This window comes from Solibaculum mannosilyticum (genome assembly GCF_015140235.1).
GTDB lineage: Bacteria > Bacillota > Clostridia > Oscillospirales > Acutalibacteraceae > Solibaculum > Solibaculum mannosilyticum.
The window spans coordinates 190,958-207,630 of sequence record NZ_AP023321.1; the positions used below are offsets into that span (position 1 = coordinate 190,958).

Annotated in this window: 11 protein-coding genes; 10 read left to right on the plus strand and 1 reads right to left on the minus strand. The window is 51.5% G+C overall.

Translation table 11 applies throughout. The annotated features are described in order from the left end of the window. Positions 1-73 precede the first annotated feature (73 nt). From C12CBH8_RS00845 to C12CBH8_RS00870, 6 genes are all read left to right on the plus strand, one after another. Positions 74-829 carry an SDR family NAD(P)-dependent oxidoreductase gene (locus tag C12CBH8_RS00845; protein ID WP_215533369.1) on the plus strand — a complete coding sequence of 252 codons (756 nt, stop codon included), beginning with the start codon at positions 74-76 and terminating at the stop codon, positions 827-829. Between the two features lie 272 nt (positions 830-1,101). Further along, entirely contained in the window at positions 1,102-2,490 is a 1,389-nt protein-coding gene (locus C12CBH8_RS00850; protein ID WP_099323066.1) for a polysaccharide deacetylase family protein, read from the plus strand. Positions 2,491-2,820: 330 nt separating this feature from the next. Further along, entirely contained in the window at positions 2,821-4,506 is a 1,686-nt protein-coding gene (locus C12CBH8_RS00855) for a CvpA family protein (protein ID WP_343063107.1), read from the plus strand. A gap of 36 nt (positions 4,507-4,542) precedes the next feature. Continuing rightward, complete coding sequence (locus C12CBH8_RS00860) at positions 4,543-4,857, plus strand: cupin domain-containing protein (protein ID WP_246441613.1); 315 nt, start codon at positions 4,543-4,545, stop codon at positions 4,855-4,857. Between the two features lie 241 nt (positions 4,858-5,098). Continuing rightward, positions 5,099-6,916: a translational GTPase TypA gene (typA, locus tag C12CBH8_RS00865; RefSeq protein WP_090264045.1), complete on the plus strand. Its 1,818-nt coding sequence runs from the start codon at positions 5,099-5,101 to the stop codon at positions 6,914-6,916. 97 nt (positions 6,917-7,013) lie between these two features. After that, positions 7,014-7,484 (plus strand): GNAT family N-acetyltransferase, encoded by a 471-nt coding sequence (locus C12CBH8_RS00870; protein ID WP_090264047.1) that lies wholly within the window; start codon positions 7,014-7,016, stop codon positions 7,482-7,484. Between the two features lie 218 nt (positions 7,485-7,702). Here C12CBH8_RS00870 and C12CBH8_RS12020 read toward each other — a convergent pair whose 3' ends face one another. Then, on the minus strand, positions 7,703-7,900 hold the full coding sequence (locus tag C12CBH8_RS12020; protein ID WP_090264049.1) for a DUF3784 domain-containing protein: 198 nt from the start codon (positions 7,898-7,900) through the stop codon (positions 7,703-7,705). A gap of 243 nt (positions 7,901-8,143) precedes the next feature. On the opposite strand from C12CBH8_RS12020, the gene C12CBH8_RS00880 reads away from it, so the two are divergent. The 4 genes from C12CBH8_RS00880 (at position 8,144) to C12CBH8_RS00895 (ending at position 16,650) form a co-directional block, all read left to right on the plus strand. Beyond that, positions 8,144-8,587: an adenine nucleotide alpha hydrolase family protein gene (locus tag C12CBH8_RS00880; protein ID WP_215533370.1), complete on the plus strand. Its 444-nt coding sequence runs from the start codon at positions 8,144-8,146 to the stop codon at positions 8,585-8,587. 437 nt (positions 8,588-9,024) lie between these two features. Continuing rightward, positions 9,025-15,381, plus strand: a complete 6,357-nt coding sequence (locus tag C12CBH8_RS00885) for a polysaccharide lyase family 8 super-sandwich domain-containing protein (RefSeq protein WP_215533371.1) — start codon at positions 9,025-9,027, stop codon at positions 15,379-15,381. A gap of 268 nt (positions 15,382-15,649) precedes the next feature. Next, positions 15,650-15,850 carry a DUF1858 domain-containing protein gene (locus C12CBH8_RS00890; protein WP_090264055.1) on the plus strand — a complete coding sequence of 67 codons (201 nt, stop codon included), beginning with the start codon at positions 15,650-15,652 and terminating at the stop codon, positions 15,848-15,850. Positions 15,851-15,954: 104 nt separating this feature from the next. After that, entirely contained in the window at positions 15,955-16,650 is a 696-nt protein-coding gene (locus tag C12CBH8_RS00895) for a class I SAM-dependent methyltransferase (protein WP_090264057.1), read from the plus strand. Positions 16,651-16,673 lie beyond the last annotated feature (23 nt).

Sequence of the window (16,673 nt, forward strand, 5' to 3'; positions counted from 1 at the left end):
TCTTTTTATCTGGTATAATAATGGAAGAGACTACCTGGGGATAACTGTGAAAAAGACGCAAGGAGGTTTTGTTATGAAAGCATTGATTACCGGTGCGAGTTCCGGCATTGGGCGCGATATGGCCCGGTCGCTGAGCCGGAGGGGAGCGGATCTGGTACTGGTGGCCCGACGGGTGGACCGGATGGAACAACTGAAAGAAGAGCTTGACACAGATGTCCAAATCATCGGCGCAGACTTATCCCAGAGCCAGGCCTGCTTTGACCTTTACGAAGGACTCAAGGATCAGGGGATCGATATTGTCATCAACAATGCGGGTTTTGGACTGTTCGGCGCCTTTGACAAAACCGACCTTCACCGGGAACTGGAGATGATCGATACCAATATCCGCGCGGTGCATATCCTGACGAAACTCTTTTTGCGGGACTTTGTCAAGCAGGATCACGGATATTTATTAAATGTAGCTTCATCGGCAGCCTTTTTGCCGGGTCCGCTTTTATCCACCTACTACGCGACGAAGTCTTACGTCCTGCGGCTGACCGAAGCGGTGTACGAGGAACTGCGTCGAAAGGGCAGCCGTGTGGGGATCAGCGTACTGTGTCCCGGGCCGGTGCAGACCGAATTTAACGAAGTGGCCCATGGACAGTTTAGCATCAAAGGATTGAGCAGCCAGAGGGTGGCGGAATACGCCGTGCGGAAAATGCTGCAAAAGGACTTGGTAATTCTCCCGGGCGGACTGATGAAGGCAACCCGATTTGCCGAACGGTTTTTCTCAGAAAAGATGTTGCTTCGCATGTGTTATCACATGCAGAAGCGCAAAATAAAACCTTAATCCATGGGATTCCAAGCAGGCTGAGGGATAAAAATTCCTTGGCCTGTTTTTTTGACGTCTGTTCCAAGAGTTTACAGAGGACTTTTTCACTTAGCTGTGTATACTAAAAGAGCAGTATACTTATGGTTTTTCCCATCGTCTCCCGAATTTGCACAAAAACCAGAGGGAAAGACGTCCATGATCCGGACCCTTCTCGTATTGACGGGGGGATGGAAGATACGGTAAAATAAAAGGAATCGCTGATTATTAAGAGAAAAGTGGGTAATTGCCGCATGAAAGATAGAAAAAAATGGAGTATATTTTCCATTGTAATGGCAGTGGCCGTCGTGGCCATCGTGCTGAGCGTCGTGATGATGAACCTGCCTATAGCACAGTCCGAACCAGAGGATAATCATGTCCGTTATTCTTATCAGGCGGTGTCGCAGCAGGACCTGGCCCAAAAGATGAGCATCCAATCGGACATTCATTATGGAGAGGCGTATCCCATGGGGGTATCCTATCCGGAGACGTCCAGCCAGAAGGTCAACGACCAGATCAAATCGTTTGTAGATTCCCAAGTAGAACAGTTCCAGACGGCCATTGCATCGTCGTCCTCGGACCAGCCGACGGGCAGCAGTACCGAACTCAACATCGACTATGAACTTTCCAGTTTCAATGAAGACATCGTCAGCGTGCTGTTTCATGTCCGTCAAAACGGCGGGGATTCCTCCCGGGATGGGCTGACCGCTATGACCTTTCACCTGGAAACCGGACAGCGTATGAACCTCAGCGACTTTTTCCAGGAAGACAGCGGATATGAGCAGTATCTATTGGACAAAGTCCAACACAGCCTACAGGATCAAAAAGTGCTGGATAAAAAGGAAAAAGGGCCGGTATCTGTGGATCAGCTCCAAAACTTCATGCTGGACGGGGACCAGATCACCTTTTATTTTACCCCAGGTTCGGTGGCGGATTCCTCTTTCGGACAGCTTCAAGTTTCCATCCCGCTGCGCCTGATGCACAGTTTTTCCTATTTTCAGTTTGACGACGATGGGACGTCGGTATCCTCCCAGCCGGAGGCATATCCCGCCGTCACCCAGCCGGAAACGCCTCAGGCTTCCGTCGGCACAAAACAGATCGCCCTGACGTTTGACGACGGCCCCTATAAGAACACCGAAAAAGTGCTGGATCTTCTGGATCAGTACAATGCAAAAGCCACCTTTTTTGTGGTGGGCAACCGGGTGGAGTATTTTCCGGAGACCATCCGCCGCATGGTTTCCTCCGGCCACTGCATCGGCAACCACACCTACAGCCACAAACGGCTGGATAATCTGAGTCCCGCCCAGGTATCGGAGCAGCTGACCAAGACCAATGAGGCGGTCAAAGAGATCACCGGCGGCTATGTACCCCAGTATGTCCGCCCGCCCTACGGCTTTTTTGATCACAACATCAAGACCATCGACGGCATGCCCATGATCATGTGGACAGTGGATCCCGGGGACTGGTCGCTGCAGGACACCGGAAAGATCGCCCAAGGGGTGATTGAAAACGCCAAGGACGGCGATATCGTGATTCTGCATGAGCAGCTGACCCAAAGCGTCGAGGCCACTGAGATCATCCTTCAGGAACTGACGGCTCAAGGATTCAGCTTTGTCACGGTGGACCAGCTGATGGATAAATAAACAGTAAAATAAGTTGTGCCGGTAAAAGACGCTTGGCATACGCCCTTTTCATTTGTGACGTCAAAGCAATCACGCGCTTTATGGCCGCTTCCGTTTGGAAGCGGCTGTTTTTTGTATCTAGATGCTTAAAAACCGGCTATTTTGATATTAAGAAGGCATAAAAATGGGCAGGATATTCTTGATGTGATATGGAAAGCATTGTATAATGAGGAGAAGATTTCGCCTGAAATCCTAGGATCAGGAGAGGTCTTTGTCCGAGAATATATGGGAGAAAGAAAGTGATCCCAACGGTGAACCGGCGCTCCTGATGCGCCCGACCTGGAGGTTATGATGAAAACGAAATTACTTACCGCCCTGGCAACCCTTGTAGAAGGATTTTTAGTCTTTTGGTTTTGGCTGCCGGCCATCAATCCCCGTTATCCCGGATTCTGGGGATTCCTGTTTTTGATGGTGGCGCTGGTGTTTGTCAACTACGCTATTTTGACCTATCTGCTGGATAAAAGGACGATTCATTTCAACGTCAAAGCCAACTACGCCAAGCCTGTTCTGATCGTGGTCGGCGTGGCGGCATTGGCCGTGGCGGGATGTGCCCTCAGCGGTATCCCGCTGTTTCGCGCAAACGACTATAAGGATCTTATCCAGAAGCAGGAAGGCAATTTTTCTGACGACATTGCAGAACTTAAGATGTCCCAGATCCCTGTGGTGGATAAGGACAGCGCCATGCGTCTGGGCAACCGGAAGATGGGCGAGATGATCGACCTGGTATCCCAGTTTGAAGTGGCCGACGATTACACGCAGATCAATTACCAGGGACGTCCTATCCGCGTCACCCCCCTGGCTTACAGCGATCTTATCAAGTGGTTCAACAACCAGAGTGCGGGAATCCCGGCCTACATCACCGTGGATATGGTTACCCAGGAGGCCGATCTCGTCCGGCTGGAACAGGGTATCAAATATTCCCCCAGCGAGTACCTTTACCGCAATCTGGAACGGTATCTCCGGTTCCATTATCCCACCAAGATTTTTGACGACGCCGCCTTTGAGATCGATGACAACGGAACCCCTTATTGGATCGCCCCGGTGATCAATTACCGTATCGGCGTGTGGGGCGGCCGGGACATCGGCGAAGTGGTGCTGTTAAACGCCTGTACCGGCGAATGCACCCTGTATCCGGTGGAAGAGGTGCCCCAGTGGGTGGATCAGGTGTACAATTCCGATATGATCATCGAACAGCTCGACTACAACGGCGCTTATCAATCGGGCTACTGGAACTCTGTTTTTGGCCAGCGGGGCGTACTGCGCACCACAGAGGGATACAATTACATCGCCAGCAACGACGACGTTTATCTCTATACCGGCATCACCTCGGTCACCAGCGATCAGAGCAACACCGGATTCGTACTGGTCAATCTGCGCACCAAGGAGACCAAGTATTATGCAGTGCCCGGTGCCCAGGAGACTTCCGCCATGAGGTCGGCGGAAGGCAAGGTGCAAAACCTGAAATACACGTCTACTTTCCCAATCCTGCTCAATGTGGGAGATCGTCCGACCTACTTTATGTCCCTCAAGGATGCGGCCGGACTGGTGAAGATGTACGCCTTTGTGGATGTGGAACGGTATCAGGTGGTGGCCACCGGCAGCACCATTGCGGAGGCCATGCATCAGTACAATGAACTGTTGGTACAAGAGGATCCCACAGCAGTGGTGTCCGAGGAGGCAAGCGGCAATGTGACGTCGGTACAATCGGTGGTCATTGACGGCAACACCTCCTACTATTTTAAACTGAGCGGATCGGATGACGTGTATGTTGCCGCCATCCAGGTCAGCGATTCCCTGCCTTTCTTGAAGGAGGGGGATCAGGTCAAACTCAAGTACTCTCAGGATGATTCTGTCCGCCGCGTCCAGGAGCTCCTGGAGATCAATCATACGCAGGCATCCCAGCCCAGCACATCGGGATCCAGTGGGACGGCATCCAATGCCCAGCAGCAGGACGATCCTGCCGAAGCATCGCAATAATGGGCCATGCGCGTCACAAAGCAAATGGAGGTATGTATGGATGGATTTATGACGCCGCCCAATCACCTAGATTTCAAGGCTAAGAAATTGTTTGACGGGATGGGGTCCATTTTAGACGGGTCGATTGCTTATGTGGGTATAAACGGGGGAGGGCCTACCACCCCACATACTCATGTGCACAGCCATTTGTTTATTGTGACGAAAGGCCAAGCCAAAATAGTGATGGATGGTAGGGAAGTCATTGTCAAAGAGAATGAGAGTTATTTTGTGGACGGTAAGATCCCCCATTCGGTTTGGAACAATGCTGCCACCGAAACGGTCATGATCGGCATTTCGGTATCGGCCAAATAGCATAAGCCGCCTGGCGACGGATGCCCGTTGCCAGGCGTTTTTATGTGGAGGGATAGGCAGAGTTTTTTTGTTCACCAAAATCACCAAGAAATGGGCCGGGATCCCCTGTGGGTTTTGCAGGGATGAGGTTTGCAAAATGCATAAAGGAATGGTATACTATTTAGTTGAATCGAAGAAAGTCGAATTTTGAAGAATGCCCCTGGTACAGCCAGGGCGCCAGAGAGTGAAAAGGATGGTTCCCATGCAAAGTCAGGAGAAAATCCGCAACGTCGCCATTATTGCCCACGTCGATCACGGCAAGACCACATTGGTGGATCAGCTGCTCAAACAGAGCGGTATTTTCCGCACCAATGAAGCGGTGCAGGAACGAGTCATGGACTCGGGCGATCTGGAGCGGGAACGCGGTATCACTATTTTGTCCAAGAATACCGCTGTGAAATACAAGGACATCAAGATCAACATTGTAGATACCCCCGGCCATGCTGATTTCGGCGGCGAGGTAGAGCGCATCCTCATGATGGTGGACGGCGTATTGCTGCTGGTAGACGCCTTTGAAGGATGTATGCCTCAGACCCGTTTTGTGCTCAAGAAGGCGCTTGCCCTGGGCAAACGTCCTATTGTGGTGGTCAATAAGACCGACCGTCCCGGAGCGCGTCCGCTTGAAGTGGTGGACGAGGTCTTGGATCTGTTTATTGAGCTGGGCGCCGACGACGACCAGCTGGATTTCCCGGTGGTGTACGCCTCGGGCCGGTATGGGTATGCCTCCCTGGATCCGGAAAACCTGGGGGAGGATATGACCCCCCTGTTTGAAACCATTGTAAACCACGTCCCTGCCCCTCAGGGGGAACTGGATGCGCCCTTCCAGCTGCTGATTTCCAGCATCGAGGCCGACGATTATGTGGGCCGAATCGGCGTAGGACGTGTGGAGCGAGGCCGGGTCAGGATGGGACAATCGGCAGCTCTGTGCAAGCCGGACGGGACTCATACTATGGTGAGGATTTCCCGCCTGTACCAGTACCAGGGTCTCAAACGGGTGGAAGAGGAATCGGCCGAACTGGGCGATATTGTGGCGGTATCGGGCGTCACGGATCTGGGCATCGGCGAGACGCTGTGCGATCCCGAGCACATTGAACCCCTGCCTTTTGTACAGATCGATGAACCCACCATCTCCATGATGTTTATGGTCAACACCTCTCCCTTTGCGGGCAGAGAAGGAAAATATGTCACCTCCCGGAATATTCGGGACCGTCTCTTTAAAGAGATTGAAACCAATGTGGCCTTACGGGTCAAAGAGACAGAGTCTTCCGACACCTTTGAGGTATCGGGCCGAGGCGAACTGCATCTGTCCATTCTGATCGAGACCATGCGCCGGGAGAACTACGAATTTGCCGTGTCCCGTCCGAAGGTCATCTTTAAGGAGATAAACGGGAAACGCTGTGAACCTATTGAACATCTGATGATTGAAGTGCCAGAGCAGTATGTGGGCGCCGTCATGGAGAAGCTGGGCACCCGCCGGGCCGAGATGATCAATATGGGGACGCGGGAAACCGGCACCACCCATCTGGAGTTTAAGATTCCCGCACGGGGCCTGATGAGTTACCGGTCGGAATTTTTGTCCGACACAAACGGCAACGGCATCATGAACCATGTGTTTGACGGATATGAACCGTACAAAGGGGATATTATACAGCGCCAGCAGGGTTCCCTGGTCGCCCATGAGACCGGTGAAGCCACAGGCTATGGCCTTTGGAATGCCCAGGAGCGTGGGACCTTGTTTGTCGGACCGGGCACAGAGGTATACGAAGGTATGATTGTGGGACGTTCTCCCCGCAATGAAGACATTGTAGTAAATGTGTGCAAGAAAAAGCACGTCACCAACACCCGTGCCTCTGGTTCGGACGAAGCCCTCAAATTGACCCCTCCCACCATTCTCAGCCTGGAGCAGTCGCTGGAGTTTATCACCGACGACGAATTGGTGGAGGTCACTCCCAAGAGCATCCGTATGCGCAAATCCATCTTAAGCAAGGAATTGCGCATGAAGAAGGCCGCAAAGAAGTAAGGGAATCCATTGGATGGATCGTCAATTAGGAAATCAAAAAGGCCGGAGCCCTAGGGCAACGGCCTTTTCGTTATGAGAAAGGAGACGAAAAAGGAAAGTGGAAAATGTATTGGAAGCGCGTTGGATTCGGCCGGGCGGACAAGTGGACGATGCTTTGGCCATCCGTTTTGAAGTTTTTTGTGATGAACAAGGATACGGCCGGGATGAGGAAGTGGATTCGCTTGATGCATGCAGCTGGCATGTGGTATTGTACGACAAGGAAGGAATCCCGTCGGCGACCGGCCGGGTCATCGATGAGGGCAATGGGATTTTTTCCATCGGCCGGGTCTGTGTAGCAAAGAGACTGCGGGGGATGCAGGCCGGCCGGAAATTGATGGAACTCCTAATGGATAAGTGCTGGGATCTGGGAGCTGGAAGCATCCAGCTCAGCGCTCAGGTAAGGGCGCAGGGATTTTATGAGCGTTTGGGATTTGTGGCTGGCGGGGCGGTCTATATGGACGGCCATGTTCCACACATCCACATGACCCGGGCAAGGCCCATGGCCGATTCGCGCCCTGAGCGGGGATAAGGAAGAGGAAAGGTGTCCCGCGAGGCCCGGGCAAGGCCCATGGCCAATCCGCGCTCTGAGCGGGGGATAAGGAAAAAAAGAATATCCCACGAGGGAGAATAGTTATTTTGGACTACGGTTCCGACAGATGGTGTTTGCCAGGATCACTGTTATGACAGCCACTACTATAACGATAACACAAAAGATGCTTGCTACATGCTTTGTTACCGGTTCCCCAGTCAGACAGAAGATGATGAGAACCAAATCGATAATTCCCGTGCCTCCCCCATGACCCTACGAGGCCTTTTATAATTATACTTTTGCTTTTCCTCATCACTCATGATATTATAACACGCCATCAACCAACCGCCCTTTCCACTCCAAAAGACGACAGTTAAGATCGTAAAAAAGATCACAAAGATATATTCGACTCGCATTATCTTGTCCACTCCTCTATTTTTGCTGGCTCTATTATACTATCACCAATCGATTTTTTAAATATAGCATTTATAAGAATGGGCGTTATCCGAATCGATAAAAAGAGGGATTGGTAATTTTTATAAAATTTTGATCAAAAAATTTTATTCAGACGTTCACGCTTTGTTACATTATTTTTCACAATTGTATTTTATAATAAAGCCAGCAAGTAAAATACAACACATAAAGGAGATCATTAACCTGTGAGCAAAATCCAAAAAAGTCCTAGGGTGCTGGTCTGTGTCACCGACCAGTATTCCTGCGAGCGGCTCATCAAAGCTGGCAAGCAGTTGTCCGACTCCATGGGTCTTCCCCTACAAGTGCTTAGCGTGCAGCCCGCAAGCAGCAGCGTCCAGGAACGAGGAAAAGCTCTGGATTACCTCTATCGTCTTGCCGCCAGGTACGACGCGTCCATGACTATTTATTATCATAACGACAGCGCCCTTATGACGGCGGGACATATTAAAAAATACCGAGTCCGCCAAGTTGTGACCGGCATGCCCGGCCAGGTGGGAAGCGGTTTTGTGGAAGTGCTGCACACCCTTTGCCCGGAGGTGCCCATTACTCTTATCTCTCAAAATGGCGAGCAGTTCCATATTACGCCGGCGCCGGAAGAGGCTGCTGCTGTTCAGTTCGCCATGGCTTAAAGACTGCATTGCCCGGCTCAAACGGTGACAAGATCGAAAAGAAGTCGGTGTCCACGTGCAGAACAATAGGAAAATGTGAAATCGAAAGTCTGTTGGATCCTAAGGGGTCCGGCAGACTTTTTTATGCGGAAAGAGAGTTTGATTTAAAATCGGATTTGTATTCGAAAACAAATGCAAATGGGAAGGAAATCCATCCTTTTTCCATTTGTTTTAAAAAGGAGGAATGAATGCCCAAAAAATCAAGCCGTTTGGATCATATAGTATAATATTTTACAGGATATATAAAAATATTACAGATGCTTTTTTAATGAATTAGAGTTATAATGTAGACAATATGTGAAGAGTATCGGTTGGTGCAGCAACGGTTAGATCAAATTGGTCTGAAGGCTGAGCAACGGATACTCTTTGCCAAATAAAGAAAGAGGTGTATAACAGGGATGAAAAGAAGATGGATTAGCATGATGACTGCTCTGGTCATGATGGTGTCCATGGTGCTGACTAGTCTTCCTGCAGTAGCGCAGGAGACCACGCCGGACGACTTCGATCAGATCCGCACCAAATGGCAGCATATGGCCATGGGCGGCGATTACGATGAGAACGATCCCCGTATGCAGGTCCTGCTTCAGTCGATCAACGATGTAGCACAGGATTTGCTGGATCGTATCAACCCCGACCCTACTCCTGACTGGGGCGACAACGACTATCTTTGGACGGAGTACATGTTAGGCAAACGCAAGAGTGCCTATGACGACTCCAACAACGTTCAGTTTTCCTACCGCAATCTGCGGAACATGGCCATTGCCTACCAGACCAAGGGCTGTGACCTGTATAAGAATGAAGAGCTGAAAAATGAGATTTTCCGCGGTTTGGAATATCTCTATGAGTATCACTACTATCCCGCCATGTATGGCACAGGCGATCACAGCGGCCGTTACGGCAACTGGTTTACCTGGCAGGTGGGAGGTCCCATCTATTTGTCTGAAGCTACGCTGCTGATGTACGATGAGATGGATCTTGAAACCGTACAGAAGTACGCCACCATTGCCCGGGACGGTGCTAATACATACAGCGGCGGTTCGGGCGCCATCACCAACCCCAACGAAGGCGCCAATGGCCTGTGGCATAACCGTGTCCTGATGCTGACTGCCATCATGCTCAAGGACGGCGATATGATGCAGGATGTTTCCGATGCTGTTCCGTACTACATCCAGTACGTCAAGAGCGGCGACGGCTATTATCCCGACGGTACCTTTGCCTTCCACGGCAACTTCGTATACAACGGCGGCTATGGCAAGGAAGCATTTTCAGATATTTCCCACTTCTTCCTGCTGTTGAGCGATTCTCCCTGGGAGATCCCGCTGGACAAAGCAGAGGCTTTCTATCAGATCGTCCGCGACAGCTATGCTCCCCTGATGTACAAAGGCATCTTCATGGATATGGCCCGCGGCCGTGAATTGACCCGTACCGATACCACCGATGCTTACGCTGGTATCACCATGTCCCTGTCCTTCCTGATGACCAGCAAATTCGCTCCGGACGATGTGGCCCAGGAGTTTGAAGGCATGATCAAAAACTGGATGGACAATGACTTTGCCATTGAAACCATGCAGCATGGCGCTGGCGTTGCCTGGTACATGTTCCCGGTTTACAACCTGGCCGAGACTCTGCGCATCCTGGATGACGATTCCATCGAGAAGGTGGAACTGGATCAGCCCAGCCGTCAGTGGGGACGCGGCGCCCGTACCATCCATCATTCCGATGACTATAGTGCTGCTCTCTCCATGACGTCCAAGACCATCCGGTCTTATGAGCAGGGCGACAGCAACACCAAGGGCTGGTACACCGGCTGGGGCCAGCTCTACATCTACACCAACGACGTCGGCCAGTACAGCGGCCTGAGCAAGCCCACCATCGATTGGGAGCGTTTGCCCGGCGTCACTTCTGTGGCCACCATGCATCCGAGTACCCAGTATAACGGTGCAGCCTTTGTCGGCGGCGCGACCCTGAACGGCTTGTACAGTGCCACCGGTATGCAGGTGCAGACCCAGAGTCCCACCAGCCTGGAGGCTAAGAAGTCCTACTTCTTCTTTGACGATGAAGTAGTGGCCATAGGCTCCGACATCACCAGCAGCAATGCTAATACAATCGAAACCACTTTTGAAAACCGCCGCATCGAGGGCGACAATGCTCTGGTCATCGACGGTGAGAAGATGCCCAATGAACTCGGTTGGCAAGAGACCCTGGAGGATGTCAACTGGGCCTTCATGGAAGGCAATGTGGAAGGCTCCGACATCGGTATCTACTTCCCCGAGGGCACCACTCTGAATGCTAAGAGAGAAACCCGTACCGGAAAGTGGTCCAGCCTGGGTTCTTACAACCCCGATGAAACCGAATATTCGGCCAACTGGCTGACCCTGTGGCAGGATCACGGCTCCAAGCCGGAGAACGGTTCTTATGAATACGTCCTGCTGCCCGGTATGACCCAGCAGCAAGTGGAATCCTATGCCAACAACAGCGATGTGGAAATCCTGCGCAATGACTCCGATGTCCACGCTGTATATAAGAAGAGCCTCAACATCTTGGCTGCAAACATGTGGAATGGCGGCAGTCTGGATGCCATGGGCACCAGTAACTTCCTCACTGTGGACAAGCCTGCCACTGTGATGGTTCAGGAGACCAACAAGGGTCTTGATATCTCCCTCACCGATTCCACCCAGCAGGCCGACACCGTAACCCTGGAAATCAACCGTGCAGCTTACGGCGTCTCCAGCAAGGACGAGAGAGTGAAGGTTATCCAGACTTCTCCTTCCATCATCCTGGAGATCGACACCAAAGATGCTATCGGCACCCCCATCGAAGCCAGCATCTCTTACACTCCTGTGGATGCTCCTGAAGCTACTGAGATCCTCTCCACTGAACTGGTGGACGATACGCTCAACCTGACCTTTAAGAATGCCGACCGTGCCGAGGGTTATATCCTGCAGTACGGCACTGAATCGGGTGTATACACCGAGTCCATCACCGTTACTTCCCCCAAGGCTTCCATCCAGGGCCTGGAACCTGACACCACCTACTACTTCGTGGTGAAGGCGTTTAACGACAGCGGTGAAAGCGCTCTTTCGGAAGAGAAGAGCTATACCATGGGCAATACCCGCCGCCTGGTGGACAACTTCGACGATATGTCCAAGATGGCCAGCTATTCCGACGGCTGGGCACTGGATCAAACCAATGCCGACACTTACTTTAACGGCGATACTTCTCGTCTGAAGAGAAACGACGCCGACAAGACCAATCGTGCAGAAGAGATCGTATACTACACTCCCGATCCCGAAAACTTCGAGATTGTGGTTTATGACTATGGCCGTGAAGAAGGCAAGAACACCATCTTTGAAGCCTTTGGTTCTGCCGACGGCAAAACCTGGACTCCCATTGATATGAATAGGGAAGGCGAAGTCAAGAAAGACACTTGGCGTAAAACGGTTTACACCAATGCAGCTGAACTGGATTCTTCCTACAACTATATCAAGTTTGTAGTGTCCAACAACGATAAGATTTGGGCTCCGCAGCTCTCCACCCTGACCATTGATTACGCTTATACCAACGATCGTATGGTGATGGACACCATGCTGGATGACAGCAAGGCGTTTGAGACCACCGGTAACTTTGCCTACATGACCACCGACGGCACCGATTTTGACGGCGATACCGATGTGGCATACAGCACCGATACCGTTGGCACCAGGCTCTACAGCTTCACCAACATCGAGAGCGCATCCTTGACCTACTATGCTACCGGCACCAGCGGCGCTATCCAGCCCTATGCCGAAGCTTCTGTAGACGGCAAAACCTATGTGCCGGTGAGCACTTCCTTTGAAAAGGATGCAAGCAGCACCAGCGAGAAATACGGCAAATACATCAGCGAATTTACCGACCTGCCGGAAGGTGCTAAGTACCTGCGCGTCACCATTGACCGCAACGGTTGGGAAGGTGAAGAAGACGTTTACTGGACCGACTTGAGCCTCTCTTACAAACATGAAATCCAGCCTATTGAGCAGGTGAAATTTGCAAACGGCCAGCAGGAAGCCGTCATCGGCTACAGCGATACTCCCTCCGTCAAGGTCGCTCCTATGAACGGCTCCGGCGAACTGGTCTACTCTTCGGATACAGAGGCCGTCCTTACCTTCGAAGGGGACACCATGGTTCCTGTCCAACAGGGCAACGCCAACATCACGGTTAACGTGTTGGGCACCGAAGTATCTGATACCATTCCGGCCCGCGTTTCCCGCAACCTGGCTATGAACAAATCGGTGACTTCTTCTGCAGTAAACGGCATGTATCCTGCCACCAATGCAGTGGACGGCAATATGCTGAGCCGCTGGCAGTCGGCCGATGAACAGGACGCTTGGCTCCAGATTGATCTGGGCAGTGAAAAGTCCATTGATGCCTTTGACATCACCTGGCAGCAATACGGCAAACAGTATAAGATCCAGGTCTCCGACAATGGCCAGGACTGGGAGGACGCTTTTGTCCAGACAAGCGGCAAAGGCGGCCATGAATGGATCGCTCTGGATCAACCTGTAACCACCCGCTACATTAAGATGCAGGGCATTGAAACCGACAGCTGCTACTCCATTTTTGAATTCCGTGCTTTGTCCTTTACCGATTCGGAAGACCCCGATCCTATTTCCACCAACGTGGCTCTGGGCAAAGAAGCCTCGGCCAGCAGCCTGGATTCCAGTTCCCTGGTTGCTTCCAATGCCGTCGATGGCGACGAGACCACCCGCTTCTCCACTGCCCGTACCGATGACGAGTGGTTTGTGGTAAACCTGGGCAGCGTCTACACCCTGACCGATATCAACATCCTTTGGGAATCTGCTTACGGCAAAGAATATAAACTCCAGGTTTCCGATGACAATTCCAGTTGGAAAGACGTAGTCCATGAGACCAACGGCGCCCAAGGCTGGAAGAAACACTCCTTTGAACCTGTCTCCGGCCAGTATGTCCGCATGTTGGGCATCCAGCGCGGAAGCAAGTATGGCTACTCTTTCTATGAGTTCCAAGTGATGGGCTATGGCAATACCGATCCTGTGGAAATCAACAGCATTGCCTTTGAGAAGGATCAATACAATGTCCTGTGCGGCAACAAGGTCAGCTTGGGACTTATCACCGATCCTGCGAATGCTACCGCTTCCAGCTTCCAGTGGGAGAGCCTGAATAAGGATATCGCCATTGTGGATCAGTCCGGTAATGTGACCGCGCTTGTTCCCGGCGAGGCTACGATCCAGGTTTCCAGCGTACTCAATCCTGAGGTGAAAGCCACCTGTAAGATTGTCGTTGAGGATTACAGCGGTATGCCCACCCCGGTAGAAAGCGTCACGATGAGCGGCAAAGTCAACTACATGGATGTGGATGAACAGATCACTCTGTCGGCCACTGTTGCTCCCGACGATGCCATGACCAAGAATGTCAAGTGGACTTCCAGCGATGAATCCATCCTGACTGTGGACAATAACGGCAACGTTACCGCTTTGAAACCCGGCATTGCGACGATCCGCGTTACCAGTGCCGCTGATGCAAACATCTATGATGAGTGCACCATTGAGGTCAGAGAACCTGAGGTTCCGGATACCATTACCGCGGAAACCGACAAGGATACTTATGACGTCAACGAGACCATCACGATGACCATTAAGACTCCTTTGGATGTAAACAGAGTGGCCCTGCGCAATGAGCGCGGCAACTACATCACCTTGTTGGATGTCCACAGCAAGCAGGAAGACGGCCAGAAGGTCTGGACGGTCAAGACTGCAGTGGGAAGCTACGGCATCGGCCGCGTTCTGTCTGTAATGGTCGACCGTGGCGAAGGCCTTGTGGAAGGTACCACTATCACAGTGGATATCGTGAAACCGGCAGCTCCTGCAGCAGAAGTTTACTCCGCAGAGATGCAGAGTGAAGTCGCCAATGTCAATGAATCCTTCACCGTTAAGGTTAAGACCAATCTCAACGCCACTAAGCTGGCTGTCAAGAATGAGAATGGCCGTAACATCAGCTTTAAGGTACTGGATTGTGTCGACGAAGGCGATGTAAGAACCTATACCATCTCCATGAGCGTAGGCACTGCTGGTATGAGAGAGTTCACCTTCCTGGCTGCCAACGAAGATGGCGTCTGGACAGAAACAGGTGCAACTGCTTCCATCAAGATTGTTTCGAATGCCATTATCTACTCCGCGGAGATGCAGAGTGAAAGCGCCAACGTCAATGAACCCTTCATTGTTAAAGTGAAGACCAGCCTCGATGCTACGAAATTGGCTGTGAAGAACGAGAACGGCCGCAACGTCAGCTTTGATGTCCTGGATTGTGTCGACGAAGGTAACGTGAGAACCTATACCATCTCCATGAGCGTAGGCACCACCGGTATGAGAGTATTCTCCTTCCTGGCTGCCAATGAAACCGGGAAATGGTCTGCGATGACGGTAGAAGCTTCCATCAACATCACTGTAAAACCCATCGTCTATTCGGCCGATATCCAGGTTGAAACCGCAAAGGTCAACGAGCCTTTCGAAGTAAAGGTTACGACCAATGTAGGTGCTACGAAATTGGCTGTAAAGAACGAGAATGGCCGCAACATCGGTTTCGATGTTCTGGGCTATGAGGACGAAGGCGATAAGAGGACCTATACCATCTCCATGAGCGTAGGCACTGCCGGTATGAGAGTATTTTCTTTCCTGGCTGCCAATGAACAAGGCCAATGGTCTGAGATGAGTGCAGAGTGCTCGGTCGTTATCACAAAATAAGAACTCAAAAACCTGTAAAGATTTTTGAGCGATCCTACAAAAGCGTGCAGTCCTATCTGGGGCTGCACGCTTTTTGTAATGATACCGGAAAAAGAAAAGAAGTTCCAATTGTTTCCACGAGACGGAAAAGGGGTATTGCAAAGATGGGAAAGGGGGATTATAATGAGGAATAGAAAGGCAGGAATGATTTTAGCCTGACCTTAGGATTTTTCCCTCTGCGTCCGGAAAATGTGACGCGGTCTTAATCTAAACAAAGGATGTGCATTTTATGGCTCAGATTACCAAAGATACCATCATCGGTGATATTCTTGATATGGATGAATCCACTGCCCCTTATTTCCTGGAGATCGGCATGCATTGTCTGGGTTGTCCCGCTTCCCGCGGCGAGACTCTGGAAGAAGCCTGCCAGGTTCACGGCGTGGACGTCGATCAGCTGCTCCAGAAGCTCAACGCCCATATCAGCAAATAAGAGAAGAAGTTTTATTCTCTGGTCTAGAAGCAAAGAGGGTCCGGGCGTTTGTCGAGATCGCCTGGGCCCTTTTGAGTTTTGATGTCTGAGAGGGAGGTTCATGGTTGAAAGAGCATCCTTTTTTATTGGATAACCGCTTAAATCAGTGCGCCTGTTTTATCCGTCCAGGGAGCCGTATGGTAGATGTAGGGACCGACCATGCATATCTCCCTGTATGGCTGACGAGACGGGGAATATGTCCCCATGCCATTGGGGTGGATATCCGGCCCCAGCCTCTGTCTCGGGCACGGGAGACGGTGGAGAAATACAGGGCCGAAGATCTAGTGGATCTTCGGTTATCGGACGGGCTGGATCAGGTATCGGCCCACGAAGTGGATGATATTGTGGTGGCCGGCATGGGTGGAGAAGTCATTGCCGGGATTCTGGAAGCAGCTCCATGGCTGCGGGATAAGGAAAAACGGCTGATTTTACAGCCTATGTCCCGGGCAGAATGTTTGAGGGAATATCTATTTCAGCATGGCTTTGAGCTGGAAAAAGAGGAGATTGTCATGAATAACCGCCGGCTTTATACTGTCATGCAGGCATTTTTTACCGGCCGTGTTGTCAACGCCACTCCCCTGAGCCTTTGGGCGGGCCGGCTGACCCAAAGCCGATCCCCGTATGCCCCTGCTTTTTTGCGCCGTCAGGCACGGCATCTGCGTAATTGTGCCCAGGGCCAAGGGGAAGGATATCTGACGGCAGCCTTGCAACTGGAAGCGGCAGCCGATGCATTAAGCGCACATCTCCCCGCGTTGCGTTAGCCGTAAACACTCAGAGAAGGAGA

What these genes read in the sequence shown, in the direction of transcription:
- C12CBH8_RS00845 (WP_215533369.1), top strand. Translation starts at nt 74, where the DNA reads ATGAAAGCATTGATTACCGGTGCGAGTTCCGGCATTGGGCGCGATATG.
- C12CBH8_RS00850 (WP_099323066.1), top strand. Translation starts at nt 1,102, where the DNA reads ATGAAAGATAGAAAAAAATGGAGTATATTTTCCATTGTAATGGCAGTG.
- C12CBH8_RS00855 (WP_343063107.1), top strand. Translation starts at nt 2,821, where the DNA reads ATGAAAACGAAATTACTTACCGCCCTGGCAACCCTTGTAGAAGGATTT.
- C12CBH8_RS00860 (WP_246441613.1), top strand. Translation starts at nt 4,543, where the DNA reads ATGGATGGATTTATGACGCCGCCCAATCACCTAGATTTCAAGGCTAAG.
- typA (WP_090264045.1), top strand. Translation starts at nt 5,099, where the DNA reads ATGCAAAGTCAGGAGAAAATCCGCAACGTCGCCATTATTGCCCACGTC.
- C12CBH8_RS12020 (WP_090264049.1), bottom strand. Translation starts at nt 7,900, where the DNA reads ATGCGAGTCGAATATATCTTTGTGATCTTTTTTACGATCTTAACTGTC.
- C12CBH8_RS00885 (WP_215533371.1), top strand. Translation starts at nt 9,025, where the DNA reads ATGAAAAGAAGATGGATTAGCATGATGACTGCTCTGGTCATGATGGTG.
- C12CBH8_RS00890 (WP_090264055.1), top strand. Translation starts at nt 15,650, where the DNA reads ATGGCTCAGATTACCAAAGATACCATCATCGGTGATATTCTTGATATG.